Genomic DNA, 23,181 nt, shown 5'->3' with positions numbered 1-23,181 from the left:
TAAACCGATATTCGCATTAAAAATGACTGCTCACGTCTAGCATTAACAGAACATGATGCAGTTTAGACCCATCAGAGAGGTGGATGTATGAGCCGGTTGCTTGACTTATTGGAAGAGGAACGGCGCAAGCTTAATCAGCTTGGTGAGGCATCCTTGAAGCAAGCGATTCCGTTGTGGGAGAACCCTGAGGTTCAGGAACAGAGCCGAAGGGTGGACGAACTGGTGGCACGAGTTAGTGAAATGAGGGCGAAGCATAGTCGAGTGGTACGGTGATGAGTACGGTACATATAGGGGAGGAGAAGCAATGAATTTTCCACCGTGGGTGCAACGAGCGATTCAAGCAAGGTTGGATGAGGTGACTGTCCGGATAGAACATGATCCTGAACTGAGTCGAGTACGTGGGAGAACAGACGAAGCGTTTGAAGTTTTGTTTGCAGGTAAAGATGTTGAGCAGACACCTGAATATATCGAGTGGGAGAATCGCTATATTGTCAGCAAAGGCATAGAAAATGAGCGGTTGTATATGCAGGGACTACGAGATGGCATTCAGATCACAGTATCCTTGCTGGGTCAGTCGAAGTCGATGTCAGAGGAGACCGATACAGAGGCTTGATCCACTAAGGCGAACCCATAAGTCAGGGGAAGCTGCCTAGATTTTAACTTAAAAACCGAAGCCGAAGCGTGAATCCATCGCTTTGGCTCCGGTTTTAATGCTCTACTTTTCCAAATTCTAAATTAAGGAAAGGATGGTTTTGAGTATGTGTTAAGCTTAAACAAACAAAGGCAGAAGTGAGGTATGGGTTATATGAAAAAAAGATCTAAATACTTAATCTTGCTTTTTATGTTTATTGCGATTGTGTTTGTTCTACTTTTTTTGAATACCAATATAAATGAAGCCAATGAGCCAGTGGTTAATGGCAATATCATTCACGTCAAAAACTTTGATCTGGATGCTAAATCAACGAAATTAAAGACAATGACAGAAGGATCGATATTTGTTGAAGGTAAGAACGAGCAAATTGATCATATCAAAATAGTAGCACATGTAGAGATTGACCCCGCTGACTGGGGTGGTGTTGCATTTTATATCCCAGATCAATGGAGTGTCTCCAGCATCACCAGCAGTTACCCTGAACATCAATCGAAGTTAAAGCCCGCTGAGTATGTATCCACCTGGATGAATTCTTCTGATGAGTCTTCATGGCGCACGATGATTGAGATTGGGAGAGAACGAAATTACATAGCAAATGGCGGAGGCACTGGAACGATTGTGATCGAGTTAAGTCCAGATCAAAAGGGAATGTTCCCCTCTGAGTCATTAAAAATTGGTATTGAGGTCGGATCAGAAGAGAAAAATGGAAACCGAATTATGGGTACGGATTCTGTTAAAGTTGCTGTATTTTGAAGTGTTGGGTTAACTAGATATAGAAAACAAGCCGAAGCGATGGCAATGCACGCTTCGGCTTGTTTTTTAATTCTTTTATTTTGACATGTGTAACTTTTTCAACTCTTACTTCGCACTCACCGACTTAAACCATTCATTCACTTCTTGTGTGATCTGATCTCCGCCATTGGATTTCCAGTTGGCGACGAATTGGTCAAAGGCATCAATTGGCAGATTGCCGTAGATGATTTTATTGAAGGTTTCCATCTCGGACTGGCGGAGCAGGTTCCATTTGGATACCATGGTTGGTGTTGCAGCGCCAGTAAAGTAGTTTTGTTTACGGACGTCGATCTGGGACATAACGACTTTACCTGCATACCAGTTTTCCGGTTTACGGAATTCGGCCATTTGTTTCTCGTACGGTGTTTCAGGCTTCTCGCCGTTGGCTAGCTTCACGAGTGTTTTCATGTACAGATCCGGGATACGTGCCGGGCCGGTCAGGAAAGGGAATTCGTTGGAGAAGTCTTTGATCTTCTCTTTGTCACTGGTCGGTTCTCCGTCAATGATATCCCAGTCGTAACCTTTGGCGAAGCCGTATTCATACTCACTGCCCGCAGCCGGATTAGCCAGGTTATCGAGCAAGTAGTTGTAGTACAAGAAGATTGCTTCTGGATGCTTCGCATCCTTGTTGATCATGATACTTGCGTTGACACCAGAGTTCTGCCACTTCGTACCGATCTTGCCGTCTGGGCCAGCTGGAACAGGGTAAGCTTTATACTTAGAGCCCGGTACATTCTTCAGCAGGTCAGGTGCAGGCCAGTCCGGTACCCAGTTTGCGCCAGGCAGAATGCCCGCTTTGCCAGCTGTCCAGCTTTCAGCGGATTTTCCTTCGTCCCACAGAGCGGAGTCAGCGTGGATATAACCTTTATCCATCCATTCAGCCAGCTTGGCAAGAGCTTGTTTGGCACCCGGGTTAACGGAGCCGTACTCGAGATTGCCGTTTGCGTCTTTGTTCCATTGCTCCTCGATTGTACCGTATGCACCGAACAACCAGTCGAGCTGACCCATCCAGGTGTTGGTGTTATTTTTCAGCGAGATCGCCAGCGGGAATACTTTGTCTGGAGACAGACCGTCCGGGTTCTCGTTCTTGAATTTGTCCATGATGTTCTCAAGGTCTGCGATGGTTTTCGGAGCTTCCAGGTTCAGCTTCTCCATCCAGTCCTCGCGGAGCCAGAGCAGTGTATCGTCGTTATCGGTGTACTCCATGATCGGCATATTGTATTTCTTGCCGTCCTTGGTGAACGGATACCACAGTTCAGGATGTGCTGCTGCGTGATCTTTCAGAGTCTGACTCGCGTACTTGTCGAACAACTCATCGATAGCGATGAATTGACCGGAGTCGATCAGCTGATTCGTCAGTACCGCATTGGTGGGTACGGTAACGAAATCAGGCAGTTTCTCACCAGAGGCGATTGCCAGTTGCAGCTTTTGTCTGTATTGATCGTCATTGGCCGGATACCAGGTATCTTTATGTTTCATACCCAGCGTTTCGAGCATCCAGCGATCGTGCACGTTATTTTCTTTGGTATCTCCTTGCACGTATTTCTTCGGCATTAATACCGAACTGAACTCGATGGGTGGGTCATATTTTCCTTTAGCAAAAGCAGCTTCTGCTTCAGCTGAGCCGACAGTTCCCGGCGTATTATTACCATTGTCACTGGCTGTCTCGCCACTGCCGCACGCAGTGATCGTGATGAGCGCGATAACCATGAGCAGTGACCACCATGTTTTTTTGAATTTGATCATTGTTCAATCCCCCTACGGTGTATGATCTTTACAGTGTAACTGTACCAATTTGTGCGGGAGTGCATCTATATGAGTTTTTTAGTTTTGATAGGACTCTATTAGTGAAAGTTCAAAAAATTCGGTTTTCAGTCATGTTATTTATGCTGGTCTCTATATTCTTGCGGCGTAACGCCGAATTGACGCTTGAACACTTTGATAAAATAAGCCGGGTCCATATAGCCAATTTCCATGCTGATTTCGTACACTTTTTTGGTGGTCGTCACCAGCTTGTGGCAGGCCCGATCCATACGCAGGCGCGAGATATAATCACTGATACCTTCGCCCGTTTCGATCTTATAGATCTTGGACAAATGCGTCGGGTGCAGATTGACATGGTCAGCCAGTACACGCAAAGACACATCCAGATGCAGGTTCTTATCTGTAAAATCCTGAATCTTCTTCACATACTCGGAACGAATGTCCTTGATCTCGTTGGACGTACCTTCCTTGAGTTTGCCCAGCACACTGAGCGACCATTTCCGCAATTTGCTGATGGTAGCGAAAACTTCCCCACTTTGCAAACCCTCGACATCATTTCCCATTAAAGTGGTCAGAGTCAGCTTGTTCCGGTGGGCAATATTGGTGAATGAAGCCGTAATAAGAAAACCTGCCTCCATGCAATGCTCCCATGATTCCGACCATTTCTCATCCAGTTCCGCGCAGACCGCGCGTATTTTCTCTTCGGCGGCATCCCACTGTCCGCTCTCTAGCAAACTAATAAAGGTGGGTGGGGTGTACAGTACATCCAAGGGACCTTGTGCCGCAGGTGTCTCGACATCGCTGACACGCATGACAAATTCGCGTTCATCGCCAACGATCTGCCGGAAGTAAGCGGAAGCCTGACGGAAACGATCGTAGAGCTGATCCGGAAAGGTGAACCACTCGGTGATAACGATGGAGAGGGAGCCTTTCAGAAATTGTTTTACTTTGGATTGAAGCTGAATGGACAGCTTCTCCAGAATGGTTTCTTTGCCAATATCGCCTTTCCGTTCTTTCAACTGAAGCAAAAACACCAGATATCCGTGCTCCTCCTTGACGCCCCACACCTCTATAAACTCACCCATAATCTCTTCCGCCATATTGATGATCGCATATTCGATCAGGGTCTGATCATTGCTGTCATAGTGTCCGAATTCTTCTTCCAAACGAACCAACATTAACGCGGCATCCCCGGTGTGAAAAGGGAGATCATAATTGGCGAGTTTCCGCTCCCATTCGGCAGCGGCGATTCGTTGTCCTTGCAAAGTCCCAAGGAGCAGTCGTCCTCGCAAATGGGGGAGATTCTCGCGCAATGTAAACTGCGTTCGTGTCAGTGAGCTGACCAGTTCCCATTCGTTGTTCAATTGATCGATGGCTTTCTGCACAGCACCCATTAATTCATCGTCAGTGGGCGGCTTCAGCAGATAGTCTACGGCTTCGAACTGGATGGCTTTTTTGGCGTAATCAAATTCGGAATACCCGGATAACAGAATACATTTTATTTTTTTGTCCCGGATGCGGATGCGTTCGATTAGTTCTATGCCTGTCATTTCGGGCATCTGGATGTCCGAGATCACGATATCGATGGGGTGGGTGTCGATCATTTGTAGTGCTTCGTGTGCCGAGTATGCTTTATGCACATGTTCGATCCCCAGCGTGTGCCATGGCTTGGTCATGGACAGGTTATCGACCCAGTGTGCTTCATCGTCTACGATCATCATTTGCATTATAATGTCTCCCTTGGTGGTTGAACTAAGGCATATTTACACTTGCCACTCCGATGACAGAATAACCTTCCGATCGCTGTTATCCCCAGATTTATTGAATGAATTTTATAAGGTTTAAATCTGGGGGTAAAGGCGAACACTTCGTTTCTTCAGGTTTTTTCTGTCCTCTGCGTTCACGTGTAAATGGTTTGTTCAAAATCAAATGTCAACTTATCGTTAGTATCGATATCAATTCATATCTGTACTACCTTTATCGGAATCTGTGTCCTCTTTTGGTATCTCCCAGATGATTTCGGTTCGGAATCCGCCAAGTGGGGATGGGCCGAATAGGAGGTAGGAATGACTGCCGAACAGGTGCGTGATTCGTTGGTGCGTATTCCAAAGGCCGCAGCCCATTTCTTCTTGTAAAGGTTCCTGCATCTTCAAGTTTAGCGCTTCGTACTGTTCCGGGCTTAGGCCTGGACCATCGTCGTCGATGTATATTCGGCCAAAACCATTCAAGCGCTCCCCGGTAATTCGGATTTCCCCGGATGAATAGGACTTCGCCACGCCGTGTATGACGGAATTCTCGACCATCGGTTGAAGCATTAATCGTGGCACCGACTGGGCAAGCATATCTTCAGGGATATCGATGTGATACTCAATGCGACCATTGCGCAGCTTCTGGATATCCAGATAGTTGATCAGCAGCTTGATCTCTTCTTGTAGCGACGACGTCTCCCGTTCCATACGGGTGGTGTAGCGATAATACGCACTTAGGTTATGCGCCATGGAGACGACGGCTTGCTCGTCCTTCATTTGGGCCATGTTGATGATATAACCAAGACAATTATATAGGAAATGCGGATTGATCTGCGCCTGTAATTGCTTCAGCGTAGCTTCCCTGGCTCTAATTTTCTCATGGAATACATTTTCGATCAGATCTTGAATCTGATGGGACATATCGTTGAATCGGCGGAACAGGAATGAGAACTCATTCTGGTTTTTGCTATACAGTCGGACAGAATAATCCCCTTGCTCTACACGGCGTAAACCTTTGATCAGCTTTTTGATCGGATATTGAACATTTCGGTACAGCAGGATTGACGCAGAGATACCCACCACCAGCAGCAAAATCATACAGGTGTAGAACAGATTCTGACTGAGCGAGATGGGTTTCAAAATCTGATACAGCGGGATGACGTCAACCAGATGCCAATCCAGATAGGTGGACTTCACGGAGCTAACCAGATATTTCTTTCCGTTCAGTTCGACCACGTCCTGTGTGGTATCCTCTGGCGAGTGCGTATCCAGATACTGAGTGAGTGCTGCGGATAACTGTTTGTCCGCGCTGCGATTCAGAATGGGTGCATTTCCTTTGTGATATAAGAAAGGATCACCTTGTCCGCCGGCTTTATACGTATCCAGCATATTCTGAATGTTCTCATAGCTGAAGCTGGCTTCAATCACCAGATTGCTTCCAGTGAGCATTCCTGGTTGGGCAAGGGAGTCCGTAAAGAACCAGTAGAAGGATTTCATCTCATCTTGTGATTCGGCACTTTGGTCCCCATAGGTCCATTGTCCGCTCATATTTTTTTTCAAATACGCCTCATCATATCCGGTAGTTCGATTGTAGTTGGCGATGACATCCTCATTCTGCTGTGAATACACCGCATATCGGGTAGGCCATATATCGGTAACGCTCGTCTGAAGCGTCATTTTCTCCTGAATCACATAACGGGTCTGCATCCGGTCATATCGATCATCCCACATGTTCAGGCCGTTGAAGGCTCTGACATTCGGATCTCGGGAGAGAATCAGGCTGAAATCCATCATCTGATTGATACGGGAGTCGATCTGACTGGACAGAAACGTGAGCTGTTTTGTGTTGGAGATCTGCAATTCTTTGCTGACGACATCATAGGTGACGTTATTCGAGTAGGTGTACATGATCAGAATGGGGATGAATAAGACCACAATTAACAAGTTTATTTTGGCGAATAGACTGAATCGGGATCTGGTTTTATTTTGAAAAGGCATTAAGCGCTTCCATATATACATGAAAAGTCTCCTTTAAATTCGTGTGTAAATTAACCTCTTCCTAGGATGGCCCTAACAAAACACTATCAAGCCTAACAATGTTATATAGCAGACCTCAGTATGGCTTGATACTATTTATATCAGAGAACCCCATCACACACAAAAACTTTTTTTGGGAACAGGAGCAGTGCTATGGAGGCTAAATTGGAGGGTAAGCGGGTTCCGCAGGCAAACGTTGGGAACAAGCTGGATAAAAAGAGAAAAAAACGCTATAAACAGCCATGGATTCTGCACTTCATGGTGTTGCCGGCGGCCATTATGGTCTTTATATTTTCATACATTCCGATGTCCGGGATTTTGATGGCATTTCAGGATTATAAACCTGCACTGGGATTTTTCAATTCCGAATGGGTAGGACTAAAGCACTTCAGGTACATGTGGGAAAATGATTACTTCCTGCAAATTACGTGGAACACGCTATTTTTTGCCTGCACGAAGATTGTCATGAATCTGATCATTCCGTTTGTCTTCGCCTTATTGCTAAACGAGGTACGGAAGATGGCGCTGAAAAGAACGATTCAAACGCTCGTGTATCTACCACACTTTCTGTCATGGGTAACGTTATCCGGTATCCTGATCGATATTCTGGCCCAGACGGGTATTGTCAATCAGTTCCTGGTATCCGTATTTGGTATCAAGCCGATCTTCTTCCTGGGGGATGGCAGCTGGTTCCGGTTCACGATTATTGCGAGTGATGTCTGGAAAGAGTTTGGTTTCAACACAATCATCTTCCTCGCGGCATTGTCCGGCATTAACCCGGCTCTGTATGAAGCGGCTGAGGTGGACGGTGCAGGACGCTGGAAGCAAACGATGTATATTACCATCCCGGCACTGATTCCCATTGGAATCGTAATCGCAACGCTGGCACTGGGTAATGTGCTTAACGCCAACTTTGACCAGATCTTTAACTTATATAGTCCGTTAATTTATCAACAAGGAGATATTATCGATACGTTTGTGTATAGAGAAGGTCTGCTTAGTGGGCAGTTCAGTTTCGCTACCGCTGTGAATCTGTTCAAATCGGTCATCAGCCTGATCCTGATTGTGATCTCGTACCGACTGGCTTACCGATTCGCCGGATATCGAATTTTCTAGAAAGGATGACAAACGAATGTATCATAAAACGATGCCTTACCGCATATTCAGCATATTCAACAATGTGTTCCTGACCATCCTTTCACTGCTCTGCTTGCTGCCTTTGTATCACTTGCTCATGGTATCACTTAGCGCATCCGCACCTGCAAATGCTGGTCTCGTAACGTTCTGGCCAATTGGATTTACACTGGAGGCGTATGCGAAGACATTTGCCAATACCAACTTCCTCTCCTCCTTATGGGTATCTGTGGAGCGGACGGTACTTGGTACTGGACTTGCGTTAATCGTTAATACGATTGCAGCCTATGCACTTTCCAAAGAGACGCGGGTGTTCCGCGCACGTAACATCTATCTCTGGTATTTTGTCATCACGATGCTGTTCAGCGGTGGCCTCATTCCGGGGTACATCCTGATTCTGAAGCTGGGACTGATGAACACATTGCTGGCCTTGATCCTGCCAGGATTGGTTGCGGTATTTAACATCATTCTGTTGCTGAATTTCTTCCGTACCGTTCCGAAGGATCTGGAAGAAGCGGCATTCATCGATGGAGCAGGACACTTTAAAACGTTTATCAAAATCTATCTGCCTGTCTCGGTACCCGTTATTGCAACGGTTTCGCTCTTCATGATGGTTGGGCATTGGAACGCATACTTTGACGGAATCATCTACATCCGTGATGCGGAAAAACTTCCACTGGCTACATTCATGCAGACGATCATCGTGCAAGCGGATATGTCGAAGCTTGATCCAGAAGCGGTGAAGAACCTGTCCCAACGGACGATTCGGGCTTCGCAGATCTTTATCAGCGCGCTGCCGATCTTGTTAGTGTATCCGTTCCTGCAACGTTATTTTGTTACTGGGATCGTGGTTGGGGCTGTTAAGGAGTAGTTAAATGTAGGGAATGAATAGGATTGTAAAATGGAGTCACTGAACTGGGGAAGGCCAGGGAGGTGGCTTCTTTTTGTGTATGGATAAAGAACGTTGCATATATGTAGTGTATTACCTTTATTTGAATAAAATGGTACGATGATAGCTGATTGAAACTTATCTTTATTATTCATATCAGAGGGTGTGTACGAAGTGAAAAAAATAATAATTGTTACTCTTGCTTTGTCGTTAGTAAGCGCTTCTCTTGCTTTTGCAGCGACAAGCGCACCACAGAAGATAAGTATATTTTTGAATGGAAAAGAACTAAAGACCAGGGCAGGGACAGAAGTCAAAATAATTGAAAATCGTGCTTATATCCCGGCCAGTGTTCTTCGTGATGCAAGATTTGCGGTAGAGTATAAGAATTCCAAGCTTAATCTAGTGAATAGTTATTCTCATTACACCAAAAATTTAATAGAGATGCATCTTTCCAATCATGAATTCACAAGCAAATTCATCAAGATCGAGCAAGAAGTGGTTGATGTTCTTAGTAAAGTAATATTAGAAGAGCAAGTTGACATCTCCAGATTACAACAGTTAATAAAGGAAGCCGAATTTAAGGGCTGGATCCGTCCAGAGGTGTTTACTCCAGTACAAGACTATAATTCCTTTGATTTTTCTGATGCGGGTTATAGTGTGGAATCATATAAAAAAGCGAGTACTGAGTTAATAGCCTATGTTCATACCGGGGACAAGGAAAGATTAAAGTCTTTCCACGAAGAGAGAAAAAAGGCGCTTGAGTATTACGATTCTTACACATATATGTATGATCGTATTTTTAAATTGAGCTATATTAGTGCAACAAAATAGGAAGAAAATAGTAATGATGATGAGTGCGGGAGGGAATTCAAAATGGAATTTAGAAGAATAACTTGGGATAATTTTATCGAATGTATTGAACTTAAAGTCACTCCAGATCAACAAAGATTCATATCCTCGAACCAACATGCACTTGCTGAAGCGTACGTGGCCTCAGATGAGGGGCAGATTATTATTACTTTTGCAGTCTATAAGGAAGACAATATGGTAGGTTTTATTTCGATGTACTATGATGACGGGGATGGCAATTTTGAATATAGCAGTTATGGCATCTTCAAGATGATGATTGACCAGCGATACCAAGGTAAGGGATATGGTAAAGAAATGGTAGTAAAAGCAATCGAGTATGCGAGAACTTTTCCACGTGGAAAAGCCAAAGTTGTAGAACTCACCTACAAACCTGAAAATGTAGTTGCGAAGAAAATTTATGACTCTCTTGGTTTTATTCAAACCGGTGAAATATTGGCATGTGGCGAAGTACAGGCGGTATTAACTTTGTAATTGTCCGTTACAGCTCCAATCCTGCTCTTTCTTCATGAAATTTACACCTTGATTTGGGCTATTCAAATCAACTATTTCCGAATCGGGCGAATTCCAAATTGAGAGAGGATGAATACGATGATGGATCAAAACTTGAAACAAGCAACAGTCAGGGGAGAAACTTCGCTAGGTATTGAATTTGGATCCACACGAATCAAAGCTGTACTCATGGATCACCATTTTAATACCATCTGTTCAAGCAGTTATGAGTGGGAAAATCAATTGATTGGCGGTTACTGGACTTACCCTATGGATGAAATGATTCATGGGTTGCAACAAACCTATCATCAATTAAAGCAAGAGGTTGAAAAAAATTATGGTGTAACGATACAAAAAATTGGCTCAATCGGATGTTCTGCTATGATGCAGGGTTACATTGCACTTGATCAAACAGGGGAGTTATTGGTTCCGTTTCGTACATGGCGTAATGCCACAACGGGTAAGGCTGCATCAGAGCTAACCGAGAAATTCCAGTTTAAAATTCCAGAGCGCTGGAGCATCGCACATTTGTATCAAGCGATTTTGAACGGAGAAGAGCATGTTACGAACATCAATTATATTACGACGTTATCGGGTTACATACATCGGCTGTTAACTGGCAGTAAAGCTATTGGTATAGGGGATGCCTCAGGTATGTTCCCAATTGATGAATCCACACTGGAATACCATGAAGATATGTTGAAGAAGTTTGACGATATAATTGCCGACAAAGGCTACACGTGGAATCTTAAAGATATTTTACCTAAAGTGTACACTGCCGGTGAACATGCCGGATATCTTAGTGAAGCTGGTGCCCGACTGTTAGATCCATCAGGTAATCTGGAATCCAATATTCCACTTTGCCCTCCGGAAGGCGATGCTGGAACAGGCATGGTTGCTACGAATAGCGTCCAAAAACGTACGGGTAACATTTCCGTAGGTACATCGATTTTTGCCATGATTGTATTAGATAAAAACCTATCTAGGGTATACCCTGAGATTGACATCGTGACTACACCTGATGGCAATCCTGTGGCTATGGTTCTTGCGAATAACTGCTCCAGCGATATTAATGCCTGGGTCGACTTGTTCCGTGAGTTTTATGAGGCGATGGGACAGAAGCCCGATATGAACCAGTTATTCAGTGTGTTGTTCAATGAAGCACTGAAAGCTGACGCTGATGGCGGTGGCTTACTGAGCTATGGCTACTATTCAGGCGAGAACATTACAGGAATTGCAAAAGGTCGTCCGTTGTTCGTACGTTCTCCAGAGAGCCGCTTCAACCTGGCAAACTTTATGAGAGTCCATCTGTTTGCTGCGTTTGCTGCACTAAGGCTCGGGCTGGATATTCTCACACAGAAGGAGCACGTAACGATTGAGCACATTTGGGCGCATGGCGGATTGTTCAAAACCCCACTAGTCGCTCAAAAAATGTGCGCATCCGCACTGAATATTCCCGTGTCGGTCATGTCTACCGCTGGTGAAGGTGGCGCATGGGGAATGGCTATTTTGGCTTCCTACATGGTTAATAAGCAGCAGCACGAGGGTTTGGCGGAGTACCTTACTACCAAGGTGTTTATTGATGCAGAAGGACAAGAGGTTTCTCCAAATAGCACGGATGTGAATGGATTTGCCTTGTTCATGGAGCGTTACACGGAAGGACTGGCCATTGAGCAGTCAGCGGTAGATCATTTCGTGGAGAATGGGAAGAAAGCCTGAGATGTAATCATATTTCTTGAACAGAGGAAATTGGAACGAAGCCCGTTGCCTACACTATGCTGCCCTGCTATAATTCCTGTATATCTACTGCATTGGGGGTTATGACGTGGCAATATGGATAATGCCGGATTGCTCGTTCGCTAGAAAGCCTTACGCAAAGCCTGAATAGGGGCGGACTTTGTGTAGGGCGCGACAAAAATGAGATTGTTGCCCTGGAATCAACATCAACATAATGTTACATCCCGCAGGCTTTGCACCTTATTTGTTCTTCCAATAAAAATAAGGGGCTGAACGCCATGCAAACACCATTTATTCAGAATCATCAATTTAATTATATTCAAAAACAAGCTGATTTCCTGCTTAAAACGCTACGCTCGGTTGTGGATCCCAAAGTATTGGAAACCGTCCGTTATACGGTCGGCACAAATGCGGTGAGCATCTTCGATGAACTCACTTCGGAGCAGAAGCAACTGCTGGAGCAGTTATCCACGTATGAGACGACACATGAATTGCAGACGTATCTGAACCAGCTCGAATCATATCTGATTCCATATCCGCAAGTATCAGCGAAGCAGATTCAGAAGCTTTTTCCAAAGGCCAAGAAGCTCAAAGTGCCCGATCTCGAATCCATCGATTACGCACACACAACCTATCTGAGATGGACTGACATTGCGACGAGCCGTTTGTTCATCGTGTACCCGTACGAAGGCAGATTCCTCGGTATTGAGGGACGGATTACACCTACGAACAAAAAGGGGTACTGCATGTTCTGTCATCGTCATCAGGAGCTCGGATTCTTCAACGTGAAGACCAAGGCTCATTCGCCGGATAACTTTTCTTCCATTGCCCAGTACGTATGCATGGATAACACAGCTTGCAACCATAGTATTACCGATATCACTATGCTGGAGAAGTTTCTTCTCTCGACAGTAAAATAATGCAAGACACACAGGCAGGGTCGCTCTTCGGAGCGACCTTTTTGCCGTGTTCAAGTATAGTAATCCGCTATTGAACGTACCACTAAACTTCAGAATTCATATTAGGTTCACACCTTTTTTCTCATACGATCATGGAGTCGGAATATCGTTGACATAGTTCAGTCCCAAGTGATGTGCATGGTTCAGCAGTGCCTCATAATGCTCAGGCTTGGATTCCAACGTTTCATATAAAAACTCAACCCTCGATTGGGACACGCCGCAGTAATCGGCAATTCCCACATTGAGCAGGTTGGTGATCGATTGACCATAGTTGCGCTTATGCATCTGTTCTTCCGTCACACCCGAAAGAGAGATCCACAATATCTGCTTATGAGAGAGCTTGTTCGCGCCGTAGGCAAATCCGTTGTTCATGACACGATCCACATAACCTTTCAAAATGGCTGGCAGATGCCACCACCAGAGAGGAAACACAAAAGCCACAGCATCGTGTTTCTTCAATCGCTTCATCTCGGTTTCAACCTCAGGCGAGAACACCTGAGTTTCTTGGGTATAGTCTGGTTCATCCATCTCTCGGAGAATTGGGTCGAAGCCAATTCCATGCAAATCCAATATCTCATAACCGTGACCGGCATCGGTAAGACCCTGTGCAAAACGTTGAGCTACCTGAAAGGTCAAGGAGTCTTTTCTTGGGTGGGATACTACAACGAGTACGTTCATCTTATCTTTCACTACCTTTCTGGATTGCAGTCTTGTAGCCATAAATCAGTGGCTGATGCTATTATAAACAGGTATGAAAACATCTGGAAGTACGCACTTTGATGTTCTATAGGAAGAATGAAGTGCCATAGGAACATCAAAGTACCCTAAATGAATGCCTTGAAATAGATTTGAATAATGGAAAAAATAGCAGAAAAAAAGATCATGCTTCACCTTGATAGCCTATTTATGGAGGGGTTCAAAAATGACAGAACATGGAGAAACGAGTGCTCCAAAAAAATATAAAGTAGGCGTGGAAGCGGCCTTGGAAGTAATGGGTGGGAAGTGGAAGCCTTTGATTATTTATCATTTGATGACCGGACGGAAACGCACGTCGGAGCTTCGGCGGTTAATACCGGACATTACGCAGAAGATGCTGACAACACAGCTCAGAGGACTTGAAAAGGATGAGATCATACAGCGCAAGGTATATTCAGAGGTACCTCCCAAAGTGGAATATGAGTTGACGGACTACGGCTGGGGACTCAAGCCTGCCCTGGACCATTTGTGTTATTGGGGAGAAGAGCATCTGGATAAAATCCACGGAGATAAGTTTAAAGTTTTGGAGGACTTCGATTCTGAAGAGAAGGGGGCGAGAAATTGAATGGTGCGGAGCACGTGAAACAGGTAGTCCCTATTCGTTGTGAAGGCGTGGCTGTAGTTCTGTTGAAGAAAAGCCTCGATCAATACCGTGTACTGATGCTAAAGCGGGCTGGTCGTATGTTGCATAACGAGTGGTGTTATGTTGGCGGCGGGATAGAAAAGGGCGAGAAGGCATGGGAAGCTGCACTCAGAGAAGTTCATGAGGAAACAGGTATTACGGAAGTCCGGTTGTATTCTGCCAATCAATTCGAACAATATTATTCACCCATGGGGGAGTATATCTATACCGCTCCCGTATTCGTAGGATATGTGGATGAACGCCAGCCTGTCCGGTTAAATCATGAACATACCGAGTACCAATGGATGACGTTTGACGAAGCTAAAGAAAATGCGGCATTGCCCGGAATTGAAGACATCTTGGATTTTGTTGAAAAGCATTTTGTCAGAAAAGCCCCTTCCGAGTGGCTTCGGATTAATGGTTAGAATAATTAGGAGGTGGAACTCATCACATACAAGACGATTTATCCAAGAGCATGGTTGAGCCTATTATGTATGTTGGTCATTGAAGCTATGTTTTTCAGAAATATTATTTATGATGAAAATGGTATTATGAAGTACTTCCTGATCGTTATATTGACTTTTATTCTCGGTTACATCGTTTTTCTGCTCTGGCGTTTGTTTTTCACTAAACCCAGTATTACGCTGGAAAGCGATCATGTGATTTCTATGAAACATCAGAGATATGATGCATCTCAGATTGAGTGTATTTATATGAATTACAGACGGATTGGCATCAAACTCTATGGTAAACGGTTAGTGCCGATGGATCTATGTTTTTATTTTCAACGAGGTCAGGAGTCCGCAGGCGTAGAATCAGTGTATGAATGGGCGGCGCGAAACGACAAAGAGATCAAACATAAATTTTTTCAAACCGTGGGGTAGACCAGTACGTCTGTTGAGTATAAGGAATCGTTGAGGCTGAAGATTTTGGAGGAGTAGCGATGAAAACAATGAGCAATTCCTAACGAGCGGTGAGCGCTTAAATGATGACCCAGTTGGGGAATTCCCAAGAAGGCGAGGAGCCTGATGCAGGAGATCATGTCCTCACTAATTAAAAAGCTCTAAGTTTCAATAGCAAAGTAGATTCTATAAATCAACAGGAGAGATGCATATGAGATATCGAACTAAAGAATGGTATGAGCTTTGTCAGCAGACAGGGCTTCATTTTGGGATGAGGGTACATAGAGGAACTTACGAATTGGACGAAGCACTTTTCCTGCGACGTTATAAGAGAAAAGAAAAAGAGTATGTAGAGTTTCAGCGTGAGATGTATAATACAGATCCTCGTTTTTTGCTGGAGCAAAATGGCCATGTTTTTGTACCTGCCGAAAAGTTTCTTAGTGGGAATGAAATATCGGAAGATGATAAAAAAGTATATCAGATGCCTGCTGAAGAAAGAGAGCGGATCGAGAAATTAATCGCGGATTATGATGTGAGGCCTCCTTTTGACGAGCTACAGCATAGAATTGCATTTAAAGAGATGCAGGAATGGGATTACAAACACCAGAAAGAACGATTACCAAAGGAAATATATGAGCAAATTGCGGATATCCGTGTATTTACGTTGGGTTATTGCACGAGAGAAGTTATGCTCCAGCTGAAGAAACAGAGTGCAGAAAATAGGAGAGAGATGGAGCGTGTATCGAATGAATACAGGGAAGCCATTCTAGCGCAGGATATTCCCGATGAAATCCGTAGTCGGGTTCAATTTCATGATTGTACAGTGATGGAACTACTGACGGGAGATGAAGTGGTCATTCGTTTTGACACCCGTGGGGGCTTCACCAATATAAATAAACTCACGCTCGTTGCGCCGGAAATCCTTAAGCAAGATGGTGAGATTGTAGGCAGTTACTGGCTGTATCAAGAGCTGTATCGGATCGATAACGGATATGAGCTTCATGTTCTATTTGATGGAGAGAATATGCCTGAGTTGATTGTTCGCTGTGCTGATATTCTCGTAGAGGAAGAATGAGAGAGGCCAAGAGGATGAATATGGAGGGAATAGAGATGGAATGGACCACCAGTACCTTTGGTTATTTATCTACTCCCGTATTTGTCGTGGGCATTGCATGTTACTTCTTTCCTGATTTTCTATACAAAATATTTGTTCTGATGAGATATCGAAAAATTAAACCGAATTACGAGTTTGAAGATAACCCACCTAATAGTGATATCCCTAAACATATCGAAATAATATTAAAAGTACTAGGCACCATAATGGTTATATTAGGGATGATATGGTTTTGGTTTTCAGAAGAGTTTTATAACATATTATTTTGACAGCAAGGAGTTGAACACCATTTTGGAGTTTTATGGAGCTTTAGTAGTATCACTTATATGTTTAATTGTCGTTCTTATCTTTGCTGCAATTGTACGTTATGCGATAGATTCATCCAAAACATCGAAAAAGCTGGATGTATTAATCAAAGAAGTACACTATCTGAAAACTGAAATTAAAAAATTGCAACACCATAAGCAGCAAGATGGTAGCAAGCATATTATTGATGAGAAAGTATAGATGAACGACAAGACTTGAAATTTTTTTAAGAAGGGAACAGACCATAATGAAACCACAGGGAAACGTACAAGCTGTTTTTATAGACAGAGATGGAACAATTGGTGGTACAGGTCATTTTATTCATCCGAGAGATTTCAGATTATACCCAAATGCTCAAGAAGCAATTATGCATTTAAAACGAGAAGGAATTATGGTACTGGCTTTTACGAATCAATATCGAATCTCACGTGGAGAAGCGAGTGTTGAGGATTTTGAAGAGCAATTTCGCGAGTACGGATTCGATCACTCCTATATATGTCCGCATGAGCAAGAATGCAGTTGCAGAAAGCCTAAACCCGGAATGTTATTACAGGCATCAGAGGAACACAGTTTGGATTTATCCAAATGTATCGTTATTGGAGATGTAGGAGATACAGATATGCTTGCTGCCCATGCCGTAGGAGCGACCAAGATCATGGTGCGAACAGGCTGGGGGGAATCTTCATTAACCAAATTCAGAGACAAATGGATGGAGACCGAACCTGATTATATCGCAGAAGATATTTGGGATGCCGTACAATGGATCATTCATGGAAGAGAATTCAGTAATTAAAAGACAGGAGGTAACTGTGTATGGGCATGTCAGACTATTACAAAAACCTGAGGGAAAAGATCGGCAACGAGCTTGTTTTTATGCCGGGTGTAGCTGGGATTATCCGAAATGAACAAGGGGAGATCCTGTTCGGTCGTAAACATAACGAATCAACCTGGGGGTTGATTGCTGGAGCAATTGAGCTTGGTGAGACACCGGCGCAAGCGATGGTAAGAGAGGCACTGGAAGAGACAGGTTTAGTTGTTGAACCCGAGAAGATTATCGGAATATACGGGGGTGAAGCAAGAAGGATTACATACAGCAATGGTCATCAGGTCGAATATTTGACTATCGTATTTGAATGCAGGATCAAATCCGGGCAACTCACGCCCGATAATGAAGAGATGAAGGATTTACAGTTTTTCCCCGAGGATCAGCTTCCACCCATGGCAAACCAGTATCCAGATTATATTTTTAGTTCCAATCAAGAAGAACGGGCCCATTTTGAAAGATAACCCAACCCACTGTGCAGCTGGAATTTATACTCACCTTATCTTCGACAAATGAATTCAGATCCTAGTTATTATGAGGAGAACCATATGTTAATTAATCCAACGATTAATGAGATCAATAACTTATTCAAGATGCATCATATCAACGAAGAAATATCTGGAATTCAAAGTTTGTCAGGTACCACAGCTGGACGTGTTTATCGGTTGAGTACAAGTCTGAATAAGCACTATATTTTGAAATCAGATGAACCCGAACAGATTCACATCGCCCAGCAGTTTTTGGATACGTATAAGAATTCTTTGTTATTGCCTGAAGTTTTGTACACTGACCCGGCTAACACTCATTTTATTTATACGTATATGGAAGGTACGACCCATTTCAACCGGGGCCTGAAGAGAGAATGGTTAACTCGTCTGGTGAAAGAGTTATTCAATACATATGTGCGTTCTACAGATACGAAATCATGGGGCAGAATAGAGTTCCCGCAGAGGACATGGAAAGAATTCAATCAGATTAGTATTCAAGAAGCAAAGATGAATATCGGCAGTATTTTAACAACAGATGATTATAATCTGGTTCAATTCAAAGTGGATCGTCTTTTTCATGAGGAAGAAGAGAAGTTTCTTTTACATGGCGATACGGGGGTTCATAATTTTGTATTTGCTCAAAATAAACTCATAGGCGTCATTGATCCATCTCCAATGGTTGGACCTATCCTCTATGATTTTTTGTATGCGTTTAGCTCCTCGCCAGATAATATCAACACCGAAACATTATTTGCTACATTCGAACTTCTGGAACAGGTGGAAATGGAAAAATCCAGATTAATAGAGGAAGCTCTGGTTCATCTATATTGCCGAATTGGGCTGAGTAACAAGCATCATCCTGATGATCTGCCTGAATACTTGAAGGCATGGCAGGAATGGAAGCGATTATGTCAGGAACTTTGAACTAACAAAGTTTTCACACTATCGTGAATGCTCCAGTTCAGACTAAACAAGATAGGAGAGGTATCACAAGTTGGATAACAAAAATAGTTTGCATAGTCCGAATGGATGGACCTCCGATATGCTTCATGGCGACTTACTTGCCAGTAAAGAACTTATCTATGACAAGTGTGGTTTTGTATGCTCACAACCACATGAAGAAGCACAAAATGCTGAATATGGGGCATATGTGTTTACCTTAAATTCTCTCTCCATTCGATTCCGCGTCGCCAAAACGACGCCAACCAAGATCGGACAATTTGTTACCCTATGGCAGCGGAGTGAGGATGGAACGACACAGCCATATGATGTATCAGATCCAGCAGATATGTATGTCATTAGTACGCGCACAGGCAGCCACTTTGGTCAATTTGTGTTTCCAAAGCATGTATTGTTACAGCGAGATATCGTATCGGATCAAGGCAAAGGTGGCAAACGGGCCATACGTGTATATCCGCCTTGGGATAAGCCAACAAGTAAGCAGGCTGTAAAAACGCAGCAATGGCAGCTGGAATACTTCTTGAAAGTGTCTTTTACCGAACCGTTGAACTGTGATCAAGCTCGGGTACTTTATGATAAACCATTATAATCACCTATGATTTAGGAGTGTGGTCATGATCGTATTAACGTCAGCAATAGCATTTACCTTCCTGATCCTAATCGTGATTCTCTTTCAAGTTGCTTTAGCGGTAGGTGTGCCTTGGGGGGAGTACGCCATGGGTGGAAAGTTTCCCGGGAAATACCCTATCTCCAATAATCATTGCCATTTCATAACAATGAGCAACAATGGAATATACTAAACTAGAGCCCTGGCATGTATGCCAAAGGGCTCTATTAATAACTGCCGTTCCTCATTTATACTAATGATAGTTTAACCCTACATAGAGAAGATCAACGGAGAGGAGCGGTTATATTATGCCGATCTACTACTACCTTGCAGCAGTTTTATTAGTTGTAACAGCCTATTTGGTTCGACGTAAGTTCAAGATTTTCCGTCCAGCAGCAGGAAGACGCAGAAAACAGATGAAAGTTACGTACAGACGAAAAAAAGCACCATTGAATCTTGGACTTCGAGAAGAAGTCTCCTATCAGCAAACCATTCTTCAATTGGAGAAGAGTTACAATAAGCATTTTGCCAACAAACTCAAGATCCGAATTCAAAAGGAATATCCTCACATGAAAACGCTGGAGTATCGGTGGAAATTGATAGAGCTTAAGCGATATTTCATTATGACTTCATTACTTAAGCAGGTGCCCATGTTCAGTGATGAAGTTGATGATTTGTGGCATGAGATGCTGATGTTCACGAAATCTTACGCTGATTTTTGTGCAGAATTCATGGGTTCCACGGTGCACCATGAGCCGGCAATCACCCGCCGCGAAACGCCAGGAGCACGTGCATGGTTTGATTGGGTGTACTGTCAATTATTTGAGTTCACTCCCTACAGTGCTGCAATCTGGGGTGATTTTTTCACTTACCCATTAACCAGTGATGTACAGAAGCTGATCGCACAGGGAGATCAATCTGAACTGGTGAATGAACTGTTTCATGCCAGACGCAAGCAGGAAGATCCTGAAGCTGCTCAGGTGATTGCCTACTTGATTGATCAACTACGTAGATCCGCAACGCTAAGTGAAGAAGAGCTATCTCCAGCATTTTCCGGAAGTAGCGATGTAGCTCTCGTCATGGCTAGCGCCATGGTGTATTACTCCATGCATAGCGAGGCGACATATGGGCTACACATGGGGCGGCTAGAACAGGAAATTCTTCCACAGGAAAAGGCAGCCTATGGTTCCTCGTCAAGCAGTGGCTGCACGAGCAGTTCCAGCTGTTATGCTGATCAATGTACTGACAGTAGTAGTTCCTCGGGAGGATCTGGATCATCCTCGGGGTCATCTTCCGACTCTTCTTGCAGCTCATCCAGCTGTTCATCTTGTGGTGGTGGCGGAGATTAATGAAGTTGAGTATTTGGGCTACAGTGACTCTGTAATCTTGAATGAAACAGTCACAAGACCAATGGAGATTGCCGGAAAGGAAGATCATATGCGAAGCGACAAATTTACACCGTATTTAAGTTTTATAGGTTTTGGTTTAGTCATTCTGACCCTGAGTGTGCATATAAGTTTCAAATTAGGAATTGAGAAAGGTTTGGAAGAAGGTTCCCTTATGCTGTTGTCAGTTGCTAATGCAGTGTTGCTGGTATATCCATTGGCATGGGGAGTATTTGCTATACTTGAGTTCTACATGTTCTGGAAAGAAAAACAAAATATGAAGTCCAAGCTGGAACACGGAAAAATGAACAAAGAAGACTACTTGGATCAGATCAAGAAAGTTAAGACCAGTTTGGGAATCAACATCAGTTATATTGTCATCCTGTTGTTTCAGCTTGGATACGTCATTATAAACTGGGACGAGGTTAATGTTTAGTCTTCTGACCGACCTTTCCTGAAGTTTGAATAGAACATACATAACATTTAGGAGGAATATTCATTGAAAGTATTATCAATCGTCAGCCTTATTGGGTTCGTACTCAATTTTTTATTAATCGTAGTTTTTATAGATGGTTCGCAAGAAAGTGCGGAGGTAGAGGCAGGTTTGGGGATTTTGGGTGTCCTGTATGGTCTGCTTTTCTCAATTCTAACCTTGATCATATCAAGCAAGAGAAAAAAGACCCCTGTGAATGTTCATGAACAACTGCTTCAGTTGGGTGAATTAAAAGAGAAAAATATCATATCAGAATATGAATTCGATCAGAAGAAAGAGAAGTTACTCGCCAGGTACAAGTAGTTCAGAGCCTGCTGAGATAAAGTAAAGGCTATTCCATTTTCTATTCATGCAAAAAGCTGAACTTCTGCAAACAAAAAGACAGGGCATTCCCTTTAACGGGAAACTGCCCTGTTTTTGTTTACAGCTATAATGTTATACCATCTCAATGGTGATGATGCGCGTGGGCATCTGGTGCGTCGCCTTTGACGGTACATAGTACCGAGGTATCGTGCAGATGTTTTTCGGACTCGACTTGGAGCGTCACATGTTTGATTTCTTTATGCTCCAGCATATGTTCAATCTTCTGAACCAGGATCTCGGATGCATAGACATCCATCGTTCCATCCACCACGATATGAGCGGTCAGCGCATTCAGGTTACTGGTAATGGACCAGACATGCACATCATGAACGCCTTTGACGCCATCGACTTGTTTGATGGTCTGCACCAGTTCATTCACATCGACATTGGCTGGAGTGCCTTCCATCAAAATATGCAGGGATGATTTGGTGACATAGAAACCACTTCGTAATACCAACGCCGCGACAATTACACTTGCAAGTGGATCGGCCCAACCCCAGCCAAAGAACATCATGAGCAGGGCTGCCGCAATGGCCCCAACCGATCCCAGCATGTCGCTAATGACATGGAGATAAGCACCGCGCATATTCAGATTATTTTCCGTATCACTACCTCGCATCATGATCCAGGCCACCAGAATATTGATGAGCAACCCAATGACGCTGATGATCAACATGCCTACGGTTGCAACTTCCGGGGGATTGATGAAACGCCCAATCGCTTCGTAGAAAATGTAGAGTGAAATGGCGATTAACGTAATTCCGTTTAACGTAGCGGCCAAAATTTCAAATCTTCTGTATCCGTACGTTTTGCCAGTATTCACCGCTTTTTCACCAAAGGTGAACGCCAGCAAAGCGATCCCAAGTGCAATGGAATCGGACAACATATGACCTGCATCCGAGATAAGCGCGAGACTGTTGGTGATGAATCCACCAATGGCTTCAACGATCATATAGATGGTAATAATAATGAAGGAAAACAACAGGACTTTCTTGTTATTGGTGGTGTGAGCGTGGTTGTGTCCATGATCTTGCCCATGGTTATGACTGTGATGATGTCCGGACATATAAATCCTCTCCTTTGGAGCCTTGCTCCGTTATGTAATATGATTTCTAGTGTGGAATATAGATGATTCTTGGCAATGTGTGATCATCTACAAATGAATATATGAGCGTTCGTTCATATGTTATGGATTTATTATAGTTCTGCCTCTTAGTAGTGTCAACCAGATTTAAGAAAATATAAACATGTCCAGGGTGTCTCCATGCATGTGCTGGCGAATAAGATTGCT

At 43.7% G+C, this 23,181-nt stretch carries 27 protein-coding genes; 22 read left to right on the top strand and 5 right to left on the bottom strand.

Annotation, left to right across the window (positions count from 1 at the left end; all coding sequences use genetic code 11):
- Positions 1-87 precede the first annotated feature (87 nt).
- The 3 genes from C170_RS14205 (at position 88) to C170_RS14195 (ending at position 1,405) form a co-directional block, all read left to right on the top strand.
- Positions 88-273, top strand: a complete 186-nt coding sequence (locus C170_RS14205) for a hypothetical protein (protein WP_036610538.1) — start codon at positions 88-90, stop codon at positions 271-273.
- Between the two features lie 31 nt (positions 274-304).
- Complete coding sequence (locus C170_RS14200) at positions 305-613, top strand: hypothetical protein (protein WP_036610534.1); 309 nt, start codon at positions 305-307, stop codon at positions 611-613.
- A 192-nt stretch (positions 614-805) separates the two neighbouring features.
- The gene (locus tag C170_RS14195; protein WP_155985069.1) at positions 806-1,405 is read left to right on the top strand and encodes a hypothetical protein; all 600 of its coding nucleotides are present in this window, start codon (positions 806-808) and stop codon (positions 1,403-1,405) included.
- A gap of 105 nt (positions 1,406-1,510) precedes the next feature.
- On the opposite strand, the gene C170_RS14190 is transcribed toward C170_RS14195, so the two are convergent.
- From C170_RS14190 to C170_RS14180, 3 genes are all read right to left on the bottom strand, one after another.
- The gene (locus C170_RS14190) at positions 1,511-3,190 is read right to left on the bottom strand and encodes an ABC transporter substrate-binding protein (protein WP_036610528.1); all 1,680 of its coding nucleotides are present in this window, start codon (positions 3,188-3,190) and stop codon (positions 1,511-1,513) included.
- Between the two features lie 134 nt (positions 3,191-3,324).
- The gene (locus C170_RS14185) at positions 3,325-4,935 is read right to left on the bottom strand and encodes a response regulator transcription factor (protein ID WP_036610525.1); all 1,611 of its coding nucleotides are present in this window, start codon (positions 4,933-4,935) and stop codon (positions 3,325-3,327) included.
- Positions 4,936-5,163: 228 nt separating this feature from the next.
- Positions 5,164-6,975 (bottom strand): sensor histidine kinase, encoded by a 1,812-nt coding sequence (locus tag C170_RS14180; RefSeq protein ID WP_051447170.1) that lies wholly within the window; start codon positions 6,973-6,975, stop codon positions 5,164-5,166.
- A 276-nt stretch (positions 6,976-7,251) separates the two neighbouring features.
- On the opposite strand from C170_RS14180, the gene C170_RS14175 reads away from it, so the two are divergent.
- The 6 genes from C170_RS14175 to C170_RS14150 all read left to right on the top strand — a co-directional run bounded on the left by C170_RS14175 (position 7,252) and on the right by C170_RS14150 (position 13,032).
- Positions 7,252-8,109 (top strand): ABC transporter permease, encoded by an 858-nt coding sequence (locus C170_RS14175; protein WP_179086446.1) that lies wholly within the window; start codon positions 7,252-7,254, stop codon positions 8,107-8,109.
- A gap of 16 nt (positions 8,110-8,125) precedes the next feature.
- The gene (locus C170_RS14170) at positions 8,126-8,998 is read left to right on the top strand and encodes a carbohydrate ABC transporter permease (protein WP_036610522.1); all 873 of its coding nucleotides are present in this window, start codon (positions 8,126-8,128) and stop codon (positions 8,996-8,998) included.
- A 192-nt stretch (positions 8,999-9,190) separates the two neighbouring features.
- Positions 9,191-9,847, top strand: a complete 657-nt coding sequence (locus tag C170_RS14165) for a hypothetical protein (RefSeq protein WP_036610519.1) — start codon at positions 9,191-9,193, stop codon at positions 9,845-9,847.
- Between the two features lie 42 nt (positions 9,848-9,889).
- A complete protein-coding gene (locus tag C170_RS14160) occupies positions 9,890-10,357 on the top strand; it encodes a GNAT family N-acetyltransferase (RefSeq protein WP_036610514.1) in 468 nt (155 codons plus the stop codon).
- A gap of 120 nt (positions 10,358-10,477) precedes the next feature.
- A complete protein-coding gene (locus C170_RS14155; RefSeq protein ID WP_036611069.1) occupies positions 10,478-12,094 on the top strand; it encodes a xylulokinase in 1,617 nt (538 codons plus the stop codon).
- 296 nt (positions 12,095-12,390) lie between these two features.
- Entirely contained in the window at positions 12,391-13,032 is a 642-nt protein-coding gene (locus C170_RS14150) for a FusB/FusC family EF-G-binding protein (RefSeq protein WP_036610511.1), read from the top strand.
- A 129-nt stretch (positions 13,033-13,161) separates the two neighbouring features.
- Here C170_RS14150 and C170_RS14145 read toward each other — a convergent pair whose 3' ends face one another.
- Positions 13,162-13,749: an NAD(P)H oxidoreductase gene (locus tag C170_RS14145; RefSeq protein ID WP_036610508.1), complete on the bottom strand. Its 588-nt coding sequence runs from the start codon at positions 13,747-13,749 to the stop codon at positions 13,162-13,164.
- Between the two features lie 244 nt (positions 13,750-13,993).
- Here C170_RS14145 and C170_RS14140 point away from each other — a divergent pair, with 244 nt between their 5' ends.
- The 13 genes from C170_RS14140 (at position 13,994) to C170_RS14075 (ending at position 21,830) form a co-directional block, all read left to right on the top strand.
- Positions 13,994-14,392 carry a winged helix-turn-helix transcriptional regulator gene (locus tag C170_RS14140; RefSeq protein ID WP_036610505.1) on the top strand — a complete coding sequence of 133 codons (399 nt, stop codon included), beginning with the start codon at positions 13,994-13,996 and terminating at the stop codon, positions 14,390-14,392.
- Positions 14,389-14,874, top strand: a complete 486-nt coding sequence (locus C170_RS14135) for an NUDIX hydrolase (RefSeq protein ID WP_051447169.1) — start codon at positions 14,389-14,391, stop codon at positions 14,872-14,874. Before C170_RS14140 ends, C170_RS14135 begins: the two co-directional genes overlap by 4 nt.
- A 69-nt stretch (positions 14,875-14,943) precedes the next feature.
- Positions 14,944-15,333, top strand: a complete 390-nt coding sequence (locus C170_RS14130; protein ID WP_036610502.1) for a hypothetical protein — start codon at positions 14,944-14,946, stop codon at positions 15,331-15,333.
- Between the two features lie 229 nt (positions 15,334-15,562).
- A complete protein-coding gene (locus C170_RS14125; RefSeq protein WP_036610499.1) occupies positions 15,563-16,426 on the top strand; it encodes a DUF4085 family protein in 864 nt (287 codons plus the stop codon).
- Positions 16,427-16,440: 14 nt separating this feature from the next.
- Positions 16,441-16,734 (top strand): hypothetical protein, encoded by a 294-nt coding sequence (locus C170_RS14120; protein ID WP_143781019.1) that lies wholly within the window; start codon positions 16,441-16,443, stop codon positions 16,732-16,734.
- A gap of 22 nt (positions 16,735-16,756) precedes the next feature.
- The gene (locus C170_RS14115) at positions 16,757-16,972 is read left to right on the top strand and encodes a hypothetical protein (RefSeq protein ID WP_036610495.1); all 216 of its coding nucleotides are present in this window, start codon (positions 16,757-16,759) and stop codon (positions 16,970-16,972) included.
- A 46-nt stretch (positions 16,973-17,018) separates the two neighbouring features.
- Positions 17,019-17,564, top strand: a complete 546-nt coding sequence (locus C170_RS14110) for an HAD-IIIA family hydrolase (RefSeq protein WP_036610494.1) — start codon at positions 17,019-17,021, stop codon at positions 17,562-17,564.
- 20 nt (positions 17,565-17,584) lie between these two features.
- Entirely contained in the window at positions 17,585-18,058 is a 474-nt protein-coding gene (locus C170_RS14105; RefSeq protein WP_036610491.1) for an NUDIX domain-containing protein, read from the top strand.
- An 84-nt stretch (positions 18,059-18,142) separates the two neighbouring features.
- Positions 18,143-19,006: a phosphotransferase gene (locus C170_RS14100; RefSeq protein ID WP_036610487.1), complete on the top strand. Its 864-nt coding sequence runs from the start codon at positions 18,143-18,145 to the stop codon at positions 19,004-19,006.
- A gap of 70 nt (positions 19,007-19,076) precedes the next feature.
- The gene (locus C170_RS14095) at positions 19,077-19,631 is read left to right on the top strand and encodes a MepB family protein (protein ID WP_036610484.1); all 555 of its coding nucleotides are present in this window, start codon (positions 19,077-19,079) and stop codon (positions 19,629-19,631) included.
- Between the two features lie 326 nt (positions 19,632-19,957).
- Positions 19,958-20,998, top strand: coding sequence for a hypothetical protein (locus C170_RS14085; protein ID WP_036610479.1), 1,041 nt, complete (start codon positions 19,958-19,960; stop codon positions 20,996-20,998).
- Between the two features lie 88 nt (positions 20,999-21,086).
- Complete coding sequence (locus C170_RS31025) at positions 21,087-21,470, top strand: hypothetical protein (protein WP_162158972.1); 384 nt, start codon at positions 21,087-21,089, stop codon at positions 21,468-21,470.
- A gap of 63 nt (positions 21,471-21,533) precedes the next feature.
- On the top strand, positions 21,534-21,830 hold the full coding sequence (locus C170_RS14075; RefSeq protein ID WP_036610475.1) for an SHOCT domain-containing protein: 297 nt from the start codon (positions 21,534-21,536) through the stop codon (positions 21,828-21,830).
- Positions 21,831-21,972: 142 nt separating this feature from the next.
- On the opposite strand, the gene C170_RS14070 is transcribed toward C170_RS14075, so the two are convergent.
- Positions 21,973-22,956 carry a cation diffusion facilitator family transporter gene (locus tag C170_RS14070; protein ID WP_036610473.1) on the bottom strand — a complete coding sequence of 328 codons (984 nt, stop codon included), beginning with the start codon at positions 22,954-22,956 and terminating at the stop codon, positions 21,973-21,975.
- Between the last annotated feature and the right edge of the window lie 225 nt (positions 22,957-23,181).

Source organism: Paenibacillus sp. FSL H7-689, assembly GCF_000517905.1.
Classification (GTDB): domain Bacteria; phylum Bacillota; class Bacilli; order Paenibacillales; family Paenibacillaceae; genus Paenibacillus; species Paenibacillus amylolyticus.
Note: the sequence above shows the minus strand (reverse complement) of the source record. Positions and strands in the feature narration are given on the sequence as shown.

Excerpts from the sequence above, each read along its gene's own strand:
- C170_RS14205 (WP_036610538.1), top strand. The coding sequence starts at position 88 with ATGAGCCGGTTGCTTGACTTATTGGAAGAGGAACGGCGCAAGCTTAAT.
- C170_RS14200 (WP_036610534.1), top strand. The coding sequence starts at position 305 with ATGAATTTTCCACCGTGGGTGCAACGAGCGATTCAAGCAAGGTTGGAT.
- C170_RS14195 (WP_155985069.1), top strand. The coding sequence starts at position 806 with ATGAAAAAAAGATCTAAATACTTAATCTTGCTTTTTATGTTTATTGCG.
- C170_RS14190 (WP_036610528.1), bottom strand. The coding sequence starts at position 3,190 with ATGATCAAATTCAAAAAAACATGGTGGTCACTGCTCATGGTTATCGCG.
- C170_RS14185 (WP_036610525.1), bottom strand. The coding sequence starts at position 4,935 with ATGCAAATGATGATCGTAGACGATGAAGCACACTGGGTCGATAACCTG.
- C170_RS14180 (WP_051447170.1), bottom strand. The coding sequence starts at position 6,975 with ATGTATATATGGAAGCGCTTAATGCCTTTTCAAAATAAAACCAGATCC.
- C170_RS14175 (WP_179086446.1), top strand. The coding sequence starts at position 7,252 with ATGGTGTTGCCGGCGGCCATTATGGTCTTTATATTTTCATACATTCCG.
- C170_RS14170 (WP_036610522.1), top strand. The coding sequence starts at position 8,126 with ATGTATCATAAAACGATGCCTTACCGCATATTCAGCATATTCAACAAT.
- C170_RS14160 (WP_036610514.1), top strand. The coding sequence starts at position 9,890 with ATGGAATTTAGAAGAATAACTTGGGATAATTTTATCGAATGTATTGAA.
- C170_RS14155 (WP_036611069.1), top strand. The coding sequence starts at position 10,478 with ATGGATCAAAACTTGAAACAAGCAACAGTCAGGGGAGAAACTTCGCTA.
- C170_RS14150 (WP_036610511.1), top strand. The coding sequence starts at position 12,391 with ATGCAAACACCATTTATTCAGAATCATCAATTTAATTATATTCAAAAA.
- C170_RS14145 (WP_036610508.1), bottom strand. The coding sequence starts at position 13,749 with ATGAACGTACTCGTTGTAGTATCCCACCCAAGAAAAGACTCCTTGACC.
- C170_RS14140 (WP_036610505.1), top strand. The coding sequence starts at position 13,994 with ATGACAGAACATGGAGAAACGAGTGCTCCAAAAAAATATAAAGTAGGC.
- C170_RS14130 (WP_036610502.1), top strand. The coding sequence starts at position 14,944 with ATGTTGGTCATTGAAGCTATGTTTTTCAGAAATATTATTTATGATGAA.
- C170_RS14125 (WP_036610499.1), top strand. The coding sequence starts at position 15,563 with ATGAGATATCGAACTAAAGAATGGTATGAGCTTTGTCAGCAGACAGGG.
- C170_RS14120 (WP_143781019.1), top strand. The coding sequence starts at position 16,441 with ATGAATATGGAGGGAATAGAGATGGAATGGACCACCAGTACCTTTGGT.
- C170_RS14110 (WP_036610494.1), top strand. The coding sequence starts at position 17,019 with ATGAAACCACAGGGAAACGTACAAGCTGTTTTTATAGACAGAGATGGA.
- C170_RS14105 (WP_036610491.1), top strand. The coding sequence starts at position 17,585 with ATGGGCATGTCAGACTATTACAAAAACCTGAGGGAAAAGATCGGCAAC.
- C170_RS14100 (WP_036610487.1), top strand. The coding sequence starts at position 18,143 with ATGTTAATTAATCCAACGATTAATGAGATCAATAACTTATTCAAGATG.
- C170_RS14085 (WP_036610479.1), top strand. The coding sequence starts at position 19,958 with ATGCCGATCTACTACTACCTTGCAGCAGTTTTATTAGTTGTAACAGCC.
- C170_RS31025 (WP_162158972.1), top strand. The coding sequence starts at position 21,087 with ATGCGAAGCGACAAATTTACACCGTATTTAAGTTTTATAGGTTTTGGT.
- C170_RS14070 (WP_036610473.1), bottom strand. The coding sequence starts at position 22,956 with ATGTCCGGACATCATCACAGTCATAACCATGGGCAAGATCATGGACAC.